Source organism: Brevibacterium rongguiense (assembly GCF_009857845.1).
GTDB classification, from domain to species: domain Bacteria; phylum Actinomycetota; class Actinomycetes; order Actinomycetales; family Brevibacteriaceae; genus Brevibacterium; species Brevibacterium rongguiense.
The window spans coordinates 1-20,205 of sequence record NZ_WWEQ01000037.1; the positions used below are offsets into that span (position 1 = coordinate 1).

At 74.6% G+C, this 20,205-nt stretch carries 12 protein-coding genes; all 12 read right to left on the reverse strand.

Annotation, left to right across the window (positions count from 1 at the left end; genetic code table 11):
* The coding region (locus GSY69_RS09135; protein ID WP_202410977.1) for a GAP1-N2 domain-containing protein at nucleotides 1–1,119 on the reverse strand (1,119 nt) is incomplete at its 3' end.
* The gene (locus GSY69_RS09140) at nucleotides 1,112–3,208 is read right to left on the reverse strand and encodes a hypothetical protein (RefSeq protein WP_160953553.1); all 2,097 of its coding nucleotides are present in this window, start codon (nucleotides 3,206–3,208) and stop codon (nucleotides 1,112–1,114) included. The genes GSY69_RS09140 and GSY69_RS09135, both read right to left, overlap by 8 nt.
* On the reverse strand, nucleotides 3,208–6,054 hold the full coding sequence (locus tag GSY69_RS09145) for a hypothetical protein (RefSeq protein WP_160953554.1): 2,847 nt from the start codon (nucleotides 6,052–6,054) through the stop codon (nucleotides 3,208–3,210). The genes GSY69_RS09140 and GSY69_RS09145 overlap by 1 nt, the downstream gene beginning before the upstream one ends.
* Nucleotides 6,054–9,569 (reverse strand): tubulin-like doman-containing protein, encoded by a 3,516-nt coding sequence (locus GSY69_RS09150; protein ID WP_160953555.1) that lies wholly within the window; start codon nucleotides 9,567–9,569, stop codon nucleotides 6,054–6,056. Before GSY69_RS09150 ends, GSY69_RS09145 begins: the two co-directional genes overlap by 1 nt.
* Nucleotides 9,570–9,662: 93 nt before the next feature.
* Nucleotides 9,663–12,665, reverse strand: a complete 3,003-nt coding sequence (locus tag GSY69_RS09155; protein WP_160953556.1) for a vWA domain-containing protein — start codon at nucleotides 12,663–12,665, stop codon at nucleotides 9,663–9,665.
* Complete coding sequence (locus GSY69_RS09160; protein WP_160953557.1) at nucleotides 12,662–13,264, reverse strand: hypothetical protein; 603 nt, start codon at nucleotides 13,262–13,264, stop codon at nucleotides 12,662–12,664. Before GSY69_RS09160 ends, GSY69_RS09155 begins: the two co-directional genes overlap by 4 nt.
* Nucleotides 13,265–13,475: 211 nt before the next feature.
* Nucleotides 13,476–14,879, reverse strand: coding sequence for a dihydrolipoamide acetyltransferase family protein (locus GSY69_RS09165; protein ID WP_160953558.1), 1,404 nt, complete (start codon nucleotides 14,877–14,879; stop codon nucleotides 13,476–13,478).
* A gap of 25 nt (nucleotides 14,880–14,904) precedes the next feature.
* On the reverse strand, nucleotides 14,905–15,879 hold the full coding sequence (locus GSY69_RS09170; protein WP_268525365.1) for an alpha-ketoacid dehydrogenase subunit beta: 975 nt from the start codon (nucleotides 15,877–15,879) through the stop codon (nucleotides 14,905–14,907).
* Nucleotide 15,880: 1 nt separating this feature from the next.
* On the reverse strand, nucleotides 15,881–16,978 hold the full coding sequence (gene pdhA, locus GSY69_RS09175; RefSeq protein WP_160953559.1) for a pyruvate dehydrogenase (acetyl-transferring) E1 component subunit alpha: 1,098 nt from the start codon (nucleotides 16,976–16,978) through the stop codon (nucleotides 15,881–15,883).
* A 402-nt stretch (nucleotides 16,979–17,380) separates the two neighbouring features.
* The gene (locus tag GSY69_RS09180) at nucleotides 17,381–18,871 is read right to left on the reverse strand and encodes an alpha/beta hydrolase family protein (protein WP_160953560.1); all 1,491 of its coding nucleotides are present in this window, start codon (nucleotides 18,869–18,871) and stop codon (nucleotides 17,381–17,383) included.
* A gap of 7 nt (nucleotides 18,872–18,878) precedes the next feature.
* Entirely contained in the window at nucleotides 18,879–19,706 is an 828-nt protein-coding gene (locus GSY69_RS09185) for a hypothetical protein (protein WP_160953561.1), read from the reverse strand.
* Nucleotides 19,703–20,011, reverse strand: a complete 309-nt coding sequence (locus GSY69_RS09190; RefSeq protein ID WP_160953562.1) for a hypothetical protein — start codon at nucleotides 20,009–20,011, stop codon at nucleotides 19,703–19,705. The genes GSY69_RS09185 and GSY69_RS09190 overlap by 4 nt, the downstream gene beginning before the upstream one ends.
* Between the last annotated feature and the right edge of the window lie 194 nt (nucleotides 20,012–20,205).

Here is a 20,205-nt window from a genome sequence, read left to right on the forward strand (position 1 = left end):
GGCCAGTCCGCCGGCCTCGCGCTCGAGCAGGCGCGCGCGGATGGGCGCGGCCGCCAGCGCTCCCAGGGGTGCGCGCTCGGCGAAGGCCGCCGCGGCGGCCTCCCCCGCGAAGCCGGAGAACACGCCGACGGTGGCCAGCGGCCAGGCGGGGTCGATCGGCGCCGTGCCGCCGGGCTCCACCGGCAGCGCGTCGAGCGCGCCCAGCACGGCCTCGAGGTCGTAGCCCTGGGCGAGCACGGCCTCGATGAGCGCGGAGAACTCCGTGGCGGGCACCGCACCGCGCTCAAGGGCGTGGGCGCCGTCTGCCGTGCGCTGCGGGGCGAATCCGTCGGGGAGGATCCAGATGTCCTCGCGCCGCTCGAGGGCTGCGGCGTCTGCGGTCGGGACGACGATGACCGCGCAGCCGGCGAGGTCGGCCGCGTCGAGCTCCGCGGCGCGCGCGTACATCGTCCAGCCCACCCCGCGGGCGGCCTGGGGCGACATGAGGGCCGTGACCGCGGCGATCAGGAGGGCGGCCCAGTCCTGCCGGTCGGTGAGCAGCACGAGGCGGCGCCCGCCGCGCGCCCAGCCCGCGACGGCATCCGCGGCCGCGAGGAGCGCCGCGGCGTACTGGGCGGTGGCGAAGACGGCCGGGAGGATCGCCCGGCCGGCGAGCGCGGCGGTGGGCTGCGGCTCCTCGGGCGCGGGGACTGCGAGGATCCCCTCGACGCCGAACGGCGCGGCAAAGGACGGGGAGCGCCAGAAGTCGATGGGCCGCTGGGCACCGGCAGGCTCCCGGTCGAGCGCCACGTGGCTGTAGACGTTGCCCGGGCGGCCCGTCGAGTCCGTGCCGGCGAGCACCGCGTGCGCGTAGATGCCGGTGCCGGGCTCGCCGCCCGGTTCGTAGCGCATGCGCACCGGCAGGCCGCGCGCGGCCTCGGCGGTGAGGAACTTCGGCAGCGCCCCGTGGTAGTCGAAGCGGCTGATCGCGCGTCTGCGCAGCTCGCGCTGCTCCTGCGCACTCGGCCGGCCCGTCTCGTCCTTGACCTGCCACCCGCCCGGGGAGCCATCGCCGCGGTCGAACGACGCGTAGGTGATCTGCGCCCAGCGCGGTGGGGCGGCGCCGGCCGGCTCAGGCACCGGGTCCCCCCTGGTGCGGGCCGGCCTGGGCAGCCTGCGCCGCCAGCAGCTGCGAATAACCCGCCAGGTCGAGCATCACGGCCGCGGGGTCGAGCAGCGCGATGCGGCGCAGCTGCTCGGGCGCGACGTCGGCGAAGACGCGGATGTAGCCGATCGACTGGCCGTAGGAGCCCATCGTGAACGACCACATGGGGGCGCTGGCGACCTCCGACTTCGCGGGCAGGAACTCCGGCTGGAAGCGCCCACCGGGCTGGCCGGCCTGGTCGTAGACGGGCAGCGGGGTCCCGTCGTTCGAGTGGAGCGGCAGGCGCTCGCGGTTGTAGACGACGACGAAGGGCACACCGCCGTGCTCGGTGCTGCCCCACGAGTGCACGCGGACATAGCCCCGCCACGTGCCGTCCTGGTCCGCCGCGTGGGCGATCTCGTAGCCCAGGATCATGAGCGGGGGGCAGTCGAGCTCGACGGGCTCGGACTGGACGAACGCCCCGCCGCTGAACAGCCCGGAGACGAGGAAGTACCGGGCGCCGTCGCGCTCGACCACGTCGTCTAGGACGATGGCGCCGTTGCTGCGGTACTTCGAGTGGTCGACCTCGACGAGCGGGCTGGTCTGCAGGGCGGCCGCCGCATCGCCGTCGGCGCGCGTGCGGTAGAGGCGCACGACGTCGGCGCCCTCCGGCCACGCGAAGCTGATGAGCTTGCGGCCCACGCGCTCGTTCATCCGCGCGTCCTCGACCATGCCGACGCTGACCCCGTGCACGGTGGTGCCCACGAACGCCTCGTCGCCGCTGAAGACGACAGGGGTGAAGTAGGCGCGCGTCCAGCCGTGGGGCCACGTCACCCCCGCCATCAGCTGCGTCCCGTCCTCCCCCGCGGAGACGGGGAACGAGAGCAAGTCCTCCGGTGTCAGCCCGCCCTGGGAGGAGAGCACCGAGATCGGCACGGGCTCCTCACCGAGCCCGGCGGCCGGCGGCTGGGCGGTGCGGAAGACCTCCACCCGCCCGAACTCCGGCGCGCTCCAGCGCAGGTCGAACGTGGGAACGCGGCCGGGGTGGAGCGTGAACGAGAGGTCGGTGACCGGCTGGAGGCGAATGGGGATGTCGACGGTCGCGGTGTAGGCCTCGGAGAGCACGGAGGCGCCATCGGCCTCGACCTCGGCGAGCACCATGTAGACGTAGCGCTCCCCCGGGTGGGCCGCGGAATCGGCGAACCCGGTGAGGTTGGGCGACTGGGTGGAGACGCGGTAGCGGGGATCGGACAGGCCGTGGGAGGCCTCGCTCGGCCGGGCGCGGTGCACGTGGACGCGCACGGTGCCGGGCAGCACCTGCCAGCGAGCCACGACGCTCTGGACGTCGACCGCGATGTGGGGCGTCTGCACGCCGACGATCCACCGGCCCTGCGCGTGCAGCACGGGCTGGGCGGTGCGCACCGCATCGAGGTCGGCGCCCTCGTAGCGCCACACCTGGTAGTAGCGCACGGCCGCGCGCGGACGGGCGTCGTCGAGCGCGGCGGTGCCCGCGGTGACGACGAGCTCGTCGGCATCATCGGGCGAATACGGCCGGGTGCCGTCGGCGGTGACCACCCGGTAGACGGCGGGCGCGGCGGCGGGCTCCCAGCCCAGCCGGCGCCCCTCGGGGAGCGCGCGCACGGTCAGCGGCGCGGGCTCGGGCTGCTCGTCGAAGCGGAAGAGCGCGAATCGCAGCCCGCGCAGGTCCGCGGGGCCGAAGGGCCCCTCGGGCGCGGCCCCGGCGTCGGGGTCGCCGCCGGGCCCGGAGCCCGGCCCGTCGGCCTGCTCGGCGCCCGGTTCGGATGCCGAGGCGCCACCGGTACCGCCCTGCCCGGTCGCCCCGGCGCCGGCCGACTGGTGGGGGTCCGAACCGGTGCCGGTGGGACCCGCACCCCCGGCCGGGACGGAGGGGGCGGGCGCGGGAGCACCGCCGGTGGGCACGGCCCAGGGCCAGGCCGGGGCCTCGCGCGCGGGCTCCGCCCCCGCGGCGCCCTCCCCACCGGCGTGCGCGTGGGATGGGCCGGAGTTCGAGGTCGGCAGCGGGGGCGGGATGGCCGGGCCGGGCTGCGGCTCGCGCTCGGACATCAGAAGGACTCCCCGCCGAACGGGCTCGGTCCGCGCCGCTCGCCGCCGCGTTCCTGACCGCCCTGGCCGCCAGCGCCATCCTGGGCGCCGCCCGGATTCGGGTCGGGGGATGCGCCGGGTGCGCCGGACGAGTCCTGCGGTGCGCCCGTCGGCCCCGCCGACCAGCGCCCGTCCTCGTGCGCGGGCATGCTCGCCGTGCGCTGCCGGGTGAAGGCCAGATCGTCGGGCGAGAGGGCATCGCTGAGCTGGGTGTGCACGATGACGCGGCTGAAGCCCTCGACGGCGCGGACGACGAACTCCGTCTCCGGCACGAGCCGGTGGGCATCGCGGCTGGCGCCCTGGGCGGTGAGGAGCGCATCGTCGAGCAGCGTGGGCCGGTGGGGGTCAGCGCCGCCGCGGTGCCCGATCGCGCCCAGGAACACACCCTCCGTGACCTCCCCGGAGACCGTCTGGACCCGCCCGAGCAGGCGCGCGGCGAGTTCGCCGTTGCGCTCGGCCCCGAGGCGGCCGACGGCGGCCTCCCACCAGGGCGCGCTGAGCCGGTCGTCGGGCAGGGCGCGGGCGCCCACGGCCCCCACGCGCGCCAGCGCGGAGCCGGCGGCCACGGAGGTCTCGCGCAGCAGCAGGCCCGGGTCCTGCGCGAGCGCGGCATCGGACAGGTCTGCGACCCTGGCAGCGGAGCCCAGGTACGCCCGCCACTGGTCGTCGAGCCAGCCCACATCGAACATCTCCCCGCGCAGGGCGCGGGCGGTAGAGCGCGCGGCCGCGTCGTCGACGATGAATTCCGCGCTTGCCGCGCTGGGCGGCATGTCGTCGAAGCGCCCGGCCTGCGCGCGGGCCAGCGGGCGCACCTCGCCGAAGGGGCGGTGGATGAAGCCGCCCAGGATGTCCGCCCACGCGAGGTACTGGCCGTAGGCGTCTCCCAGGCGCGACATGTCGCGCAGCGCGGCCTGCAGGTTGCGCTCCTCGACCGCGGCCTCGTCGGCCTTGCGCCGCTGGGCGTGGACGAGCTGGAACAGCCGGGTCTGGCCCCGGGTGAAGATCGCGAAGGCACCGGCCAGCGCGCCGAGCACGACGAGCGCGGCGATGATCGAGAAGACCCACCAGGCCATCGCCCCGATGAAGGCGAGCAGGCCCGCGAGCAGCGCGACGATGACCGCCGCGCCGGTCAGCAGGCGCATCCGCACCCCCATGATCCGGTTGTGCTCGGCCAGCTCGTGCGCCACGTCGTCGTCCGCGCCGCTGCGCTGGCCCACCCGGTCGAGGCGCTGCCTGACCTCATCGCGGACCTCCCGCCACTGCTCGGCGACGACGCGGCCCACCCGGTTGGCGAACGAGCGCTGTTTGTCCTGGAACCACTCGCCCATCTCGGACAGCTGGCCCGAGGCGTCCGGCGCGTTGATCTGCGGATCGGTGGCGACCTTCTGGACCTCGGTGCCGATCGCCTCGGCGCCGATGATGTCCGCGGGCTGCGCCGAGCGCGCCCCGAGCACGCCCGCGGTGGACCCGCCGAGCACGAAGGGGTCCCCCGGATCGCCGGCGATCCAGGCGGGCTCGAGGATGACCCCGGGGCGGGCGCCCACGTAGATGGGCCGGAAGTCCTGTTCGCGCTGGCGCGCGTCGAGGAGGGTGAGGGCCCGGGTGACGAACGAGCGCCACAGCCCGGAGAGGTCCTCGTGGACGGGCTGCGCCGCGGGGTCGAGGCGGGTCTGGAGCGACTCGGCGGCCTCGGTAACGTCGTGCCAGTCAGCCGGCCGGCCGTCCGAGCCCACCCCGTTGACCACGATTCGGTACTCGGAGGCACCGGAGCCGAAGACCACGCTGTGGGCCGTGGAGGCGATGGCGGCGTTGGCGCTGTCGGCGAGCCCGCGCGCCCACGCTCCCGGGGCGCCGCGCACGGCGCCGAACAGGAACCGGAAGAAGAGGGCGAGCGCCTCGCCCAGCCCGATGTTGCGGGGCCGGGGCGCCTGCACCGTCTCGCGCTGGCCCTTGAGCACGCCGGCGTGCTGGGCGAACAGGGAGTGCGCGGCGTTCTGCACCGCCGCCTCGGGGCTCTCGACGGGCACGGCCTGCGTGCCGTTGTGCATGGGCGCGGGGTAACCGTCCCGCACGTCGAAGAGCGAAGCGCGCACGGCGTCCTCGACGGCCGTGCCGTCGAGGGAGCGGTAGAACGAGCGGGCGAGCCGGGCTCGGTAGTGCTGGGAGTCCCCGGAACCGTCGAGGGGGCCCTGGGCGATCCCGTGCCAGAGCCCCGCGAGGGCGGCCACCTGGGAGCCCAGGTGCTCGCCCAGCTGGGCGGGGTCGTCGAGGTCGACGGGGCTGGTGCCCGCATCGGGGCTGCGCGAGTCCGAGGGGCTGATGACGACGTCGCTCCAGCCGCCGGCCTCGCTCACGTCGATGGCCTCGCGCGCACCGCGGTCGGCCGCCGTGACCCGCAGGCCCTCCACCTCCGCCGCGCCGAACTCCTCGCGCACGAACGCCCGCAGCGCGCTGCCGCGCTCGACCGTGGCGGCGAAGGCCGCCTGCGCGTCGGGCTGGGAGTCCAGCGCGGCGGCGAGCACGACGACGCGGATGCGGCCGTAGCGCTCGCGGCCGGCCAGGGCGGGAACGGACACCGGCACGAGCCGGCCCTGGGTAACCCCCAGGCCGTCGAAGGGGGCCTGCGCCGGCGCCTCGGCGGGCACCCACACGAAGCCGTCGATGAGGCCGGCGGCCGACCAGTCGCGCAGCGCCTCGCGCACGCTGCGCAGCCGCTCGGGGCCGAGGATGAGGGTGAGGCTCGCGGCGGGGCGCCCGCGGCGCTCGCCCGGCTGGCCCGGCGCGGCTGCGGGGTGCGCCTGGGACATCAGAACGCCCCCAGCTCTTCGGGCGGGCTGCTGGGCGAGCTCGCCGTCGAGGCCTGCGCGGCATCGTCGCGGGCGCGCTGGAGCGCTACCGCGAGTTCGTCCGTGACCGCCACGATGTCCGGCACCAGGTCGCAGAAGAACGGGGTCTTGGCCCCCTCCGAGCGCGAGCCCACCGCCACGGCCGAGCGGCCGGTGGTCCCGCTGCCGAGCATGCCCGCTGCGAAGCCGTGGACGGTCTCGATGAACTTCGCCGCCTTCTCGTAGCGCTCCTCGAGCGTGTCGGCCGCGGCGCGCGAGGGCGCGCCGGACGGTGTCTGCCCGGTGGCGAGCCAGTGGCTGAGCAGGTCCTCGGCCGCCCGGATCTGCAGGCCCGCCGCGGGCTCCTCCTCGCTCGCGTCGAAGATCGAGCGCAGCACCTGGTAGGGCTTGAGCGAGCTCAGCACGGGGCTCTGGTGCGCGTTCGCGATCGCGATGAGCACGGACTCCATGACCGCCGGCAGCCAGTCGAAGGTCTCGCCGTAGAACTCCGAGGGGGGCGTGAGCAGCGGGTTGGGGAACGGCACCCACGTGTTCTCGACGCGGTCGTAGACCTGCACGGGACGCCCGAGGTTGCGCCGGTCGGGGATCTCGAGCTGGCCGGTCAGCTGGGCCACGTACCAGCCGCCGATGAGGGCACGGCGCTCCACCGCCGCCATCGGCAGCGAGGCCGGCAGCGGGCGGGCGCGCCGGTAGGTCCAGAAGTCCCGGCGCTGGCCGCCGGAGGTCAGCTGGGACCAGCGGGTCGAGACGGGCTTGAGCACCCCGTCGAACGCGATGGGGCTGAGGTTGCCGAACGAGCCGAACAGGTCCACGTGTGTGATCCCGGCGGCCGGCTGGCCCTGGGTGAGCGAGCCGTCGAAGATGTCGACCGTCTGGGCGTCGACGGACTGCTGATTGGTCAGCACCTCGCGCAGCCTGTCCACGAGGTCCGGTGCCGCCGCGAACGGGATCGAGGAGAACTTGTACTGGTAGCGCACGGCGGACGAGTGGATGCGCGAGACCACGTCCGGGTGCACGCTGCCCAGCGGCAGGCCGCGGGTGAGGGTCTCCCGGAACTTCGTCTCGAGGTCCGTCTTGCGCTGGGCGAGCTCGTGCGGCGCGGCGCCGTCGTTGCCGAGCACGAAGTCCTCGAGGGAGAGCGCGCAGTAGGAGTCGAAGGCCTCGTTGCGGCGGTTGACGAACTCGAGGGCGCGCCGGCGCAGGTCACCCGGGCCCACGTGCAGGCTGTAGCGGGCCACGGCGGGGGTAAGCGGCTCGCCGCTGGAGGGGTGGCGGCGGAACACGGAGGGCATCCACTCCGACATCGTGTGGAACAGCCCGCCCGGCGCGGAGCTGCCCTGCGCGACCGGCCACTGGCCGGAGATGACGTGGCCGGAGGCGCGCGTGCGGGCGTTGTCCCATTCGATGCGCCCGTCGTCCACACCGGGGATCGCGGCGGGCAGGTGGCCGCGGTAGAGGTCGGCGAACTGGGCGGCCGGGGTGAGGAGCACCTCGTTGTGGGCCGTCGCGAAGCGCTCGGGGACGAGCTGGTCCTCATCCGAGGGCCAGGCGGTGTAGACATCGGTCTCCACATTGGCCAGGCCCACTGTGCGGCTCGTCTCCGTGACCGCGATGTCGAGGCCGGAGATCGCCTCCTCGATGACCTTCTGCAGCGGCGCGATGACGTCCGAGGGCACACCCGCCAGGATCCGGCCCACGAAGTCGCTGCCGGTGACGAACTCCGCTTCGACGAGGCCCTGCTGCAGGTTGGCGAGCAGGTTCTGCTCGATCGCCTGGCCCTGGACGATGGCGCCCTTCGTCGCGCCCGCCTGCGCCTCGATGTGCTGCGGGATGCGCGCGATGTCCGGCGGGGGCGTGCGGGAGAGCTCCGTGAGGCGCGGGACCACCTGGCCGGCCAGGTAGTCGCCGAGGCGGGTGAGCATGGCCCGGGCATAGGGCAGGCCGAACTGCGAGGCAGCGGCGGTGACCGCGCCCAGCAGGCTGCGCTCGAAGCGCTTGGCCCAGTCGAATGCCCAGCTCTGGACGATCGATTCGGCGGACCCCATGAGCCGCGGCTGCACGGCGCGCAGGTAGTTGCCCGCCGCCGCGAGCCAGTTGGCGCCCGTCTGCCCCTGTGCCCGGGGCAGCTCACCGGGGACGTTGAACCGGCCGATGACATCGCGGGCCCAGGCATCGGCCTGTCCGCGGTCGATCGTGCGGGTGACCCAGCCACCGGCCGCGGGGACGTTTGAGGCCTCCTGCGGCTGCGGCAGGCCCAGCTGGTCGAGGAAGTAGGACCACTGGGAGTCGACGAGGCGCTCGAGCTGCTGGGCCGAGCCCGCCGAGTTGCCGGGCTGCAGATGCCCCTCGCGCAGCCGGTCGACCGCGGAGCGCGCGAGGCGCTGCGAGGAGTAGTGGCGGTAGCGGTCGCGGCCCATGCTCAGGCTGCCGAAGCCGAACGTGCCCCAGGAGAGCCGGTTGGCGCCCTCCATGCCCCAGCCCAGGAAGCTGCGGTTGGGCGAGAGCTCCTCCCGGTTGGTCAGGTCGTAGGCGCGGAAGTTCGCGGAGGCCTTGCCGGAGATCATGAGGGCCGCGAGGCCGCGCGCCAGGCCGCGGTAGAGGCCCGCCTGGCTGCCGTCGCCGAACGTCGTGCGCTCGAGGCCCTGGAACTTGCTGACCGGGAAGACGCGGGCGAACGAGGGGGCGCCGGACTGGTCGATGCGCTGGCCGAGCGCGTCGAGGATGCGCACGTCGTGCTCCTCGGAGGCGGCGGTCTGGGCGGCGACGATCTCGCCGAGCATGCCCAGCGCGTTGGGCCGCACGCCCTCGAGGCGGTCGGGGAAGATGTCCGAGGTGTACATGTACACGCACGTGTCGTTGGGCGAGATGCCCTGCACCTGGCCGAGCAGGCGGCACACGTCGAGGGCCATCGAGGCACCCGCCCCGCCGGCCATGGAGGACACGACGAAGACCATGGGGGTGCTCTCCGGGTCGAACCCGCCGGAGCCGGGCACCTCGCGCGCGATCCGCTGCATGTCCGCGGTCGCCTGCGTCGTGTTGAGCTTGTTGACGGCGCGCTGGAGGCCCTCGTAGACGTCGACGGCGCGGTTGAGCGTGATGACGCGGCCCACGCCGCGCATCTGCCCGGCCCCGTTGTGCAGCGGCGTCGTGACGCTCTCCGGGCGGCGCGGCGCCCAGGTGACGAACTCGGCGAGCTCGCCCTGCTGGGCGAGCTTCTGGCTCACCGCGGTGTCGAGGACGGTGTACGAGCCGGACGAGGGCGCCGTGCCGATGTACGTCCCGCCCTGGTCGCGCACGCTGCCGACGCCGGGGATGTTCGTGTCGGGGACCACCGGGACGTCCACGTGGACGAACTGCCACCCCTCGGGCAGCTCGGAGATGCCCAGCGGCATGAGCTCCGATTTCAGCTGGTCCATGATGCGGGCCAGGGTCTCGCCGCCCGAGCCTCCGCAGCCCACCACGAGGAACTTGTACATGTCAGCGTCCTTCCGGTTCTGCGCGCGTGCGCAGCTGAGTCGTCGGCGTGTGTGCGTCCGCGGCCGGGGCGGCCCCCGCGCGGCGCCGGCCGGTCACCGCTGGCCCCACGGGCTCTGCGGCGGCTGGCCGAACGGCCCGGGCTGGCTGCCCGGCCGGTCCTGCGGACCCGCAGGGCCCGGCGGGCCCGATGGCCCGGGTTGGCCCCACGGGCTCTGCGGGGGCTGGCCGTGCTGCCCGGGCTGGCTCGGCTGACCATACGGCCCCGGCTGGCTGCCCTGGGTTGGCTGGCGATAGGGCCCCGGTTGGCTGGCCGACTGGCCGTGCTGCGAGGGCTGGCTGCCCTGGCTCGGCTGGCCATAGGGTCCTGGCTGGCTGCCCGGCTGGCCGAACGGGGAGGGGGCGGCCTGCCCGCCGGCCGGAGCCGCCGGTGCCGCGCCCCCGCCGAACGGGGAGGGCCCGCCCGGGCCGCCCCCGGCACCGGGATCCTGCGGTGGGCCGCCGAACGGCGAGGCGGGCGCCTCGCCCTGTGCCGGCCCCTGCGGCTGCCCGCTGGGCAGGCGCCGGATGAGGTCCGCGCCCGAGGCGCTGATCTCGTCCTCGATCTCGTGCCGGGTCGCCTCGTCGGCGGTGCCCGAGAGCAGGACGAGCACCTCGGCCTCGTCATCGGCCATGCCGGGCGTGCGCAGCACGGCCCACTCGTTCGTCAGCGCGAGCGGGAAGCGGGCGGGGCTGCGCTCCGGTTGGGCGTGGCTGAGGCTGGCGGCGTCGCCGGCGTCGAGGACGGCCCAGCCGCTGCCGAACGGGGAGAGCCCCGTCCTCGTGCGGATGGTCAGGCCCGCGGCGTCGATGCGCCGCTCTCCCCTGGGGCCCACGGCGACCGTGTTGCGCATATCGCCGGGCTCGAATGCGAACCGCCTGCCGTCGCGCTCGACGGCGCCACCGGCCACGCGGACCCGGGCGCGGACCGCGGCGCGCGGTGCGGAGGGGATGCGGGCGTTGAACCACTTGATTCCATAGAGCAGCGCGAGGGGGATGCCCGGGCCCAGCACCAGGGCCGCGATGAGCACGAGGACGAAGTTGAGGGTGTTGAGCGGCTTCTCAACGCTAGCGGTGAACGCGACCTCGACGGGCACCGGATCGCCCTTGCCGCCGGCCGGGGCCGTCATGACGGTGAAGGTGCCGTTGATCGCGCCGTTGCCCTGGTGCTCGGAGTGCAGGGCCGCGCTGAGCTGGCCGCCCGCCTTGGCACAGCTGCCCTGGTCCTTGGCCTCGGAGGTCACCTGGACGTCCTCGAAGCCCTCCGGCGCGGCGGCGACCTTCGTGCTGCCGGGCTCGATCCAGGCACAGCCCTCGCCGTCGACGCCGAGCGCGGCGGTGAGGTCGACCGGCCCCTCGGCCTGTCCGAAGTCCGCCGCGGAGCCCACGGACGGGTAGTGGGCGGGTGGCTTGACCGCGACGGTCTGCGAGGCCATGACGGCACCCAGCTTGGTGCCGGGCACCCGCTTGCCGGTGGAGTCCTTCGCCGGGGCGGTCGTGAGGTCCAAGGTGAGGTCGAGGCTGCCGTCGCCCAGTGCCAGGTCCCCGGTCTTCCAGGTCACGGGGGAGGAGAGCTTCTTCAGGTCGTCGGTCTTCGTGATCTGGCTCCGCTTGCCCGCGGCGTCGGTGAAGGCCACGCTGAACGAGCCCGAGCCCACGATCTGCGCGGGATCGTAGGCCTTGCCCTCGCGGGTCCTGAGTCCGAAGACGACGTCGCGCAGGTCCTGACCGCGATGAACCTCGCGCTTCGAGGCGTCCGGCCACGTCGGCTTGATGCCCGGGGTGATGTGGAGGTTCGTGTGGCTCTTCGCCTGGGCACCGTCGCCGGACGGGGCGATGTAGGCCAGGCGCCAGACGCCCACCCACTTGTCCTTCCCCGCGGCGGGGCCGTCCACGTGGAACGTCAGGCTGCGCCCGGTGTCCCAGGTGTAGGCAACCGGGACGCCGGAGACGGTCGTCTTCTGCTCCTTGCCCCGGTCGCCGGCCCCCAGCGGCACCACCGTGCCGTCGGGACCCTGCAGGGCGGCCTGCAGCCCGTCCGCCGAGGCGGTGGCGAAGGCATCGACATCGGAGGTCGTCGCGTCGAGCACGAAGGTGTGGGCCTGCTCCGTGCAGAACTTCCTCACGCACACGCCGTGGTCCTGCTGGACGGGCTTCGCCCCCAGCCCGGAGATGGCGTCGAAGTCCTTGAGCAGGGCGTCGATGTCGGAGGCGAGGTAGAACTCCCCCGGCACCGGCGAGACGAGCTTGCCGCAGGCCTTGCCGCCGCTGGTCTTGCCGGTGGCGATCGAGCGCATGAGGTCGAACTTCTTGCCGTCCTTGCCGCCGAGTCCCACACCGAACATCGCGACGCGGGAGCTGCGCAGCTGGTCGGCGACGCCGCCGGGACGGCAGAGGTCCTTCTCCGCCGCGGCCTCGGCCTTCTTCACGCCGTCCTCGGTGCCCAGGTCGTCGTCCGGGGCGAAGGGCTTGCGGTCGCCGCCGCTGCGCTGCTCGAAGTCGAGCTCGCCGTCGCTGAGCCAGACGATCGCCTGGCAGCTCTGCTCGCCCTTGCCGCGCTGCTTGGCCTGCGCGGCGAGCTGGGCGCGGCCCTTGTCGAGCGCGGTCCAGTAGTCCGTGTCCGGGCCGGAGTCCTTGTCCGCGAGCCTGTTGACCGCGCGGCGCACGGACTCGACCCCGTCGTCGGACTTCAGGTCGGTCCAGTCCAGGAGCCGGTCGTAGTCGGCGGAGAAGCCGCTGACGGCCACGCTGATGGCGCCGTGGTCACCGCGGTGGAGCTGATCGACGAGGTGGAGGGCGGAGGTCACGCGGGCGTGGTCCGGGTCCGTCTGCTTGAGGCTGCCGGACTCGTCGACGAGCAGCAGGACATCGGCCTTGCCACCGCCGGCGGCGCACGCGGCGAACTGCTCGGGCAGGGTGCCCCCGCCGGACTTCTCCCCGCCGGTGGGCGCGGCAGGCGCGGGGGCGGCGAGGAGCCCGGCCAGCGCGGCGAGCAGGGCGAGGGCGCATCCCAGGGCGAGGACGCGCAGGCCGACCGCGCGGCGCACCGCCGCGGTCACAGCCGGCCCACCCAGACCGCTGCGAGGATGGCGGTCGTGATGACGGCCGCGGCGCAGACCACGGCGCACACCCCGTAGAGCAGCCGCGCGGTGGGGTCGACGGCATAGAGCGCCTCGGCCCGGCGGCGGGTGTCCACGGAGGCGAAGACGCCCAGCAGGACGATGGCGACGGGCCCGGCGAGCAGCCAGCCGAGGATGGTGGCCGGCCCCCACCCCACGGCGACGGTGCCGAGGAAGACCGCGATGGCCACGCCGAGCACGGCGGCGCCCAGCACGCCGAAGAGGATGGCCGTGGGCGGCTTCGAGACCTGCAGGTCGGCCGCGGGGCGTTGGACGCCGAAGTTCCCGCCCTCGGGCTGCTGGCCCTGCTGGCCCTGCTGCCCGGCGGGCGGGGCAAACGCGCTGGGCTGCTGCGGCTGGCCGAAGACCCCCGGCTGTCCCCCGGCCGGCGCGGAGCCGGCCTGCGGTCGGCCCTGGCCCTGGGGCTGGGCGGCGGGGGGCGCGGCATCGCCGAACGGGTTCGAGGGCGAGGCGGGGGGCGGCTGGAACTGCCCACCGCCGGCGCCCGACGAGCCAGGGAAGGAGAACGGGGACGACACACCGGCCCTTTCGTCGACTGCGGACGGACGTGAGGCGCGCTGCCTGCGTATTTCGGAGTTTACACACTTACCGGTGCCGGAAGTGAACTCCATCACGAACAGCGGCCACCCGGCAGAGGTCTGCCGGGCGGCCGGAAGCCGGGTGCGCGCCGCCCGGGCGCCCCCGCCGGGCGTGCGGGAGCACCCGCCGGGCGCTCAGGCGGCGCGGCCCTCAGATGAGCAGCTGGCGGGGATCCTCGAGTGCGCGGCCCAGGTCGGCGAGGAACTTCGAGATGATCTCGCCGTCGACCACCCGGTGATCGGCGGAGACCGCGAGCGTCGAGATCTCGCGTGCCACGATCTCGTCGTCGACCACCCACGGGCGCTTGCGCACCTGGCCGAAGGCCACGATCGCGGCCTCACCCGGGTTGATGATGGGCGTGCCGGCGTCCACGCCGAAGACGCCGACGTTCGTGATCGAGATCGTCCCGCCCGCCTGGTCGGCCGGCTGCGTGCGCCCGGCCCGGGCGGTCTCGGTGAGCGCCCCCAACTCGCGGGCGAGCCGGCTGAGCGAGAGCTCGTGGGCGCCCTTGATGTTGGGCACGATGAGCCCGCGCGGGGTCGCGGCCGCGATCCCCAGGTTCACGTAGCGCCGCACGACGATCTCATCGCCCTCGAGCGCGGCGTTGATGCGCGGATTGCGCAGCGCCGCCCAGCACACGGCCTTGGCCACGAGCAGCAGCGGCGAGACCCGGACGTCGGCACCCAGCGCCTGGGAGGCCTTGAGCTCGCGGGTGAACGCCATGGTGGCGGTCATGTCCACATCGAGGAACTCGGTGACGTGGGGCGCGGTGAAGGCGGAGTCCACCATGGCCTGGGCCATGAACTTCGTGACGCCCTTGAACGGGATGCGCTCCTCGAGCGCCGCACTCTCCGCGGGTGCGCCCACCGCCGCCGAGGCGGGGGCCGGCTGGGCCTGTGCGCCGGCCCCGGCGCGGTGGCGGTGCAGGTCCTCGCGGGTGACCTCGCCGTTGGCACCGGTGGCCGCCACGGCCGACAGGTCGATCCCGAAGTCCTTGGCGAGCTTGCGCACCGGGGGCTTGGCCAGCGGCCGGCCGCCGGCGGCGGGCGCACCCTCCGCGGCGGCCTGGGACGCCTCGGCGGCGGGCTGGGCCTGAGCCTGGGGCTGCGCCTGAGCCTGGGGCTGCGCGGCGGGCGCCGGGGAGGCCGGTGCTTCCTGCGCCCGCCCCTTGCGGGCACGGCGGCTCGTCGCGGCGGGCTTCGTGCCGTAGCCCACGAGGTTGGGGCCGGTGGACTCCTCGGCGGCGGCCGCGGACGGCTCGGCGGGCTGGGTGGGCGTACCGGGCGCCCCGGGCTCGGTGGCGGCGTCCTCACCGCCGGCCCCGGCGAACTCGATGATGGGGCTGCCGACCTCGACGGTCTGGCCCTCCTCGGCGAGCAGGCGGGCGACGGTGCCCGCCTGGGGGCTGGGCAGTTCGACGAGCGACTTGGCGGTCTCGATCTCCACGAGGATCTGGTTGACGGTCACGGCGTCGCCGGGACCGACCTTCCACGCGACGATGTCCGCTTCGGTGAGGCCCTCGCCCACATCGGGCAGGGGGAAAACGTTGGGCATATGCGTCCTTCTCCTGGTGCCGGGCTCAGTACGCCAGCGCGCGGTCGATGCCGTCGATGATGCGATCGAGATCGGGCAGGTAGTGGTGCTCGAGCTTCGAGCCGGGATACGGGGTGTGGAAGCCGCCCACGCGCAGCACGGGGGCCTCGAGGTGGTAGAAGCAGCGCTCGGTGATGCGGGCGGCGATCTCGGAGCCCAGGCCCAGGAACACCGGGGCCTCGTGGGCCACGACGAGGCGGCCGGTCTTGCGCACCGAGGCCTCGATCGTGTCGAAGTCGATGGGGTTGAGCCCGCGCAGGTCGATGAGCTCGACGCTCGTGCCCTCCTCCGCCGCCGCGGCCGCCACGTCCATGCCGGTGGGCACGAGCGGGCCGTACGTCACGAGCGTGACGTCGCTGCCCTCGCGGACCACGCGGGCGCTAAACGGATCCAGGCCGGGATCCGATTCGTCCACCTCGCCGCGCAGCCAGTAGCGGCGCTTGGGCTCGAAGAACATGATGGGATCGGGGCTCGCGATCGCCTCCTGGATCATCCAGTAGGCGTCGTGGGCGTTGGACGGGGAGATGATCTTGAGGCCCGCGTGGTGGGCGAAGACGGTCTCCGGGCTCTCCGAGTGGTGCTCGGGCGAGCCGATGCCGCCGCCGTAGGGCACGCGGATGACGATGGGCATGTTCTCCGCCCCGTGCGTGCGGTTGGTCAGCTTCGCCAGCTGCGTGACGATCTGGTCGTAGGCCGGGAAGATGAACGCGTCGAACTGGACCTCGATGACCGGCTTGTAGCCGCGCACGGCCATTCCGATCGAGGTGCCGACGATGCCGGACTCGGCGAGCGGGGCGTCGATGACCCGCTGCTCGCCGAAGTCCTTCTGCAGGCCCTCCGTGACGCGGAAGACGCCGCCGAGCTTGCCGATGTCCTCGCCGATGAGGAGCACCTTGGGATCATCGTCCATCGCCTTGCGCAGGCCGGCGGTGATCGCCTTCGACAGGGGCAGTGCCGCCACCTCAGTGCGCTCCCTCGGACTCGGCGAACGAGTCGAGGTAGGCCAGGTACTCGGCCCTCTCCTCCTCGATGAGGGGGTGGGGCTCGACGAAGACGCTGTCGAAGATCTCCTCGACCGGCGGGGTCTCCATCGACACGCAGGCCTCGCGGATCCGCGCGGCGAGCTCGTCGGCGGCGGTGTCGACGTCGGCGAAGAAGTCCGCGGGGGTGTCCGTGTGCTTCTCGAGGTAGCGGCGCAGGCGCACGATCGGGTCCTTGGCCTTCCACTCCTCGTCAAGAGCCGCGTCGCGGTACTTCGTGGGATCGTCCGCGGTCGTGTGGGCGCCCATCCGGTAGGTGAAGGCCTCGAGCAGCATGGGCCCCGCACCGGAGCGCACGTTGTCCGCCGAGGCGCGGGCCACGGCGTACATCGCGATGATGTCGTTGCCGTCGACGCGCAGACCCGGCACGCCGAAGCCCTGGCCGCGGGTGTAGAGCGGCACGGGGGTCTGCACCGAGGTGGGCTCGGAGATCGCCCACTGGTTGTTCTGGCAGAAGAAGAGCACGGGGGCGTGGAATGCGCCCGCGAAGGTAAGGGCCTCGGAGACATCGCCCTGGCTGGTCGCACCGTCGCCGAAGCAGGCGACGGAGATCGCATCGCGGTCGCGGTCACCGGTGCCCACGTCGCCGTCGAGGCCGATGCCCATGGCATAGCCCGTGGCGTGCAGCGCCTGGGAGCCGATGACGATCGTGTACGTGTGGAAGCGGTGCTCCTGGGGGTCCCAGCCGCCGTGGTTCTGGCCGCGGTACATGCCGAGCAGGGTCTCCGGGGCCACCCCGCGGCACCAGGCGAGGCCGTGCTCGCGGTAGGTGGGGAAGACGAAGTCCTGCGCCCGCAGCGCCCGGCCCATGCCGATCTGCGCGGCCTCCTGGCCGAGCAGGGGGGCCCAGAGGCCCAGCTGTCCCTGGCGCTGGAGGGCGTTGCCCTCCGCGTCCACGCGGCGCACGAGGACCATGTCGCGGTAGAAGCCGCGCAGGTCGTCGTCGCTGAGCTCGGCGGCGAAGCCGTCGTACTCGCCGGATTCGATCCGGTCGCCTTCGGGGGTCAACATCTGAATCATGGGAGGCTCGGACCGCATCTGCGACTCCATTGTCCCAGTCATGTTCGATGTCATACCGATCTCCTCACGTCTTGGCGGTTCGGGGGTTGCCCGCACCGTCGAATGAGCCTGGTCCGCCGCCGGTTTGGCGCCGCGACCCGGTGATGCATTTCACATAGTGGTCACACGCTAACCGATGGGCGGCACTTGTGCCAAACTTCGCCCGCCGCGGCGCGCGGGACGCCGCACGGCCCCCTCGGGCCGACGGCTCGCCGACCACGCTAGGCACCCCCTCCCGTGGCGTATCGGCGGGCGCACAGGCCCCCGCCGGCTGCTTGTCCGCCGGCGACAATTGCTCGGACACCCGAGCATCCGCCCAGCTGAGAAGGTCGGACATCCAACCGTGCGGTGCCGCGGTGCCCCTCACCGCCGCACCGCCTCGTACTCCTGGCTGCCCGTGACGGGCCCCCGGAAGTCGTCCGTGTCGCGCATGAAGTCGGCCAGCTCGCGATTGTGCGCGCGCTCGAGGGCGTCGATGGAGCGGCGGTAGCCGGCGCCGTCGTGCCCGCTGCCCGGGGACTCGCCGGGCGCGTGCGCCCGGTCCACCGTCACGGTCGTCCAGTGGCTGCGGTCGGGGTTCGTTCCGCCGTCGAGGTTCGGCACCAGGTCATCGGCGTGCTCCACGGAGAGCACCCGCGTGCCTGCCGGGATGTCGAAGTCGGAGATCGGGCTGCCGGCGGTGAACAGGCCGCGCACGCGGTAGCGGCGCCGGAACGCCGGATCGGCGGCGAGCGAGCCGGCCACGATGCCGCCCTGGGAGTAGCCCACGAACATCACCTCGCTGCCGGGCCGGAAGCCGGCGCCCTCGAGGGCACGGCGGACCGCCTCGCGCATCGCGGAGTCCGAACCCGCGACCGTCTCCACGTTCGTCGTGAGGTCCGTGCCGTTCCTGCCCCCGCGCGCCGCCCAGTCGGTGGTCGCGGGCACGTAGACGACGGCGCGCTCCACCCCGTCCGGGCCCAGCACGCGGTCCACCCGGACGCGGCCGTTGGCCCGGCCGCGGTGGGCCTCGAGCTCCCGGTCGAACACCTCGGCGGCGGTGCGCGGACCGGGCCCCGCGGTGCCCGTGAGCGGCCGGCGCTCGACGCTCACACCGGTGGGCAGGAGGAGGCCCAGGCTGTGGGCGGCGCCGGCGAGCAGGCGGGTGAGCGAGACCGAGTCGTGCGGCCAGGGCGCCAGATCGCCGGCTGGGATGCCCGGCGGCAGGCCCAGGAAGCCGGAGACGGCCCCGGGCAGCACGTACTCGATGAGCGCGCGGGCGGCCCCGGGGTGGGCGAAGGCTGCACGCTCGACAGTGGTCAGCACCCGCCGGCCGACGTCCTCGACCGCCCGCTCGAGGACGCCGGCCGTGTCGCAGACGGGCCGCGCGCCGAACGCGCGCAGCACGGAGTTGTGGACGCGGTCGAACCCCTCCGCACCCGCCCACACCCCGCCGGCGGCCACGACGACGGGGGCCGCGGTGGCCACCGCGAACGGCAGGAGGGTGCGGGCGGCGTGCCCGGCGACTGCGCCGATGCCGGTGAGGGCCTCGTCGAGCACCCGCTCGGCAAGCGCCTCGGCGGCCTCGTAGCCGCGCGCCGCGGCGCTCAGGCCTGCCGCCGTGGCCCGCAGCTCCAGCGCGAGGCCGGCCGTCCCGGCCGCGAACGCCCCGCGCAGCACCCCCACGCGCGCCCAGGTGACGGGGGCGACCACGGCAGAGGCGGCCTCGAGCGCATCCTGGGCCCCGGCCGCCAGGCAGTCGCCGATGATCTCGCCCAGCTCATCGGCGGTGTGTGCGAGCGTGCGGGCGGTGGCGTGCAGGTCCTCGAGCCGCGCCCCGGTGCCGCCGGCTCCCCCGCGCACGCTCACGGCCATGGGTGCCTCACGACCATGACCACACCGCGGCGCGCAGCAGCTCGTCGGCCAGGGTCGACCGCACGGCCGCGCGCAGCCGAGGACCGGGGAAGTGCAGGGCGAGCGCGTCGACGCCCGGCGGCACCAGCTCGGGGTGGGGGCAGGCCGCGCAGTCGTGGAAGACGAGCGGTGCGGCCGCATAGGCCGCGCTCGGGGCGAGCGCGGAGGTGGGCAGCACGGTGCCCGTGACGGTGCGGGCGGCGCCGTCCGGGATGAGCTCGGCGAGCAGCCCCGGCAGGTGGGGCGCGGGGACGCCGGCCCCGAACAGCGCGGCCGGTTCAGGGCTCACCGCCCCCGCGGCGAGCGGCCCAGCGGCACCCGGCACTGCCGAGCCGGGGCGCTCCGGAGCTGCCGGGGCGGGGTGCTCCGGGGTGGTCGGACGGGGGTGCTCCGGTGCTGTTGGACCGGGTCCGTCCGCGCTCCGCCCGTCACTCCACCCCCGCAGGACGACGACCGCCGTGGAGCCGACGACCGCCGCCTGGGCGAGCAGCCGCAGCCGGTCGCAGCTGATCCGCAGGAGCAGATGGGCGTGGGCGGCGGCGAACACGGCGGCCGCCGTGCGCACCCACTCCGCCAGCGCCTCGCGCAGTTCGCCGGTCTCCGCGCCCGCGCCGGCTGCCCCCGGGGCCGGTTGCGCACCTGCAGCCCCGGGGGCGCAGCCGCGATCCGCGGCCACCCGGTCGCGGGCGGGCGGCCGGAACTCCGGGGGCCACGCGGCGGCGAGATCGGGCGGCAGCGCGGCCACCGGTTCGTAGCCGAACGCCATCCAGGGCCCGGCTGCCCGCGGCGGGCTCACGGCGCCATCCCCGCCCCGGCACCGGCCGGCCACGGTCCCGTGCGCACGAGCCGGCCCACCTCCATGTCCGGCACGGCCGCAACGGCCGCGATGTGCGCGCGGTAGGCCCCCACGACGTCGCCGCCCACGCTGCCGGCGGCGGCGATCCGCCCGGCCTGCTCGCCCAGCCGGCAGCGGAAGTCCTCGGCCGCCGGCGAGTGCCATTCGACGCCCTGGGCGGCCCGGCAGTCCGCGGCCAGCCGCGCCATGCGGTCGGCCAGCGCGGCCCAGCGCTGCGCCGCCGCCTCGAGACTCTGCGTATCCATGGCGCCCACGGTGCCCCGGCCACCCCGTCCCGGCAGGGTGACCAGCCGGAGCTGTGGACCTCCCGCGGCCGCTCACAGCCCCGGTGCGCGGGCCGCGCAACGCCCTGTGACCTCGGGCTCTGGGAGCGTGGGCCCGGTGCCGGGCGGGTGAGCGGCCCCCCGACCCCGGGACCCCCGAGCGGCCGCGGGCCGCC

Excerpts from the sequence above, each read along its gene's own strand:
- GSY69_RS09140 (WP_160953553.1), bottom strand. The coding sequence starts at position 3,208 with ATGTCCGAGCGCGAGCCGCAGCCCGGCCCGGCCATCCCGCCCCCGCTG.
- GSY69_RS09145 (WP_160953554.1), bottom strand. The coding sequence starts at position 6,054 with ATGTCCCAGGCGCACCCCGCAGCCGCGCCGGGCCAGCCGGGCGAGCGC.
- GSY69_RS09150 (WP_160953555.1), bottom strand. The coding sequence starts at position 9,569 with ATGTACAAGTTCCTCGTGGTGGGCTGCGGAGGCTCGGGCGGCGAGACC.
- GSY69_RS09165 (WP_160953558.1), bottom strand. The coding sequence starts at position 14,879 with ATGCCCAACGTTTTCCCCCTGCCCGATGTGGGCGAGGGCCTCACCGAA.
- pdhA (WP_160953559.1), bottom strand. The coding sequence starts at position 16,978 with ATGATTCAGATGTTGACCCCCGAAGGCGACCGGATCGAATCCGGCGAG.
- GSY69_RS09180 (WP_160953560.1), bottom strand. The coding sequence starts at position 18,871 with ATGGCCGTGAGCGTGCGCGGGGGAGCCGGCGGCACCGGGGCGCGGCTC.
- GSY69_RS09190 (WP_160953562.1), bottom strand. The coding sequence starts at position 20,011 with ATGGATACGCAGAGTCTCGAGGCGGCGGCGCAGCGCTGGGCCGCGCTG.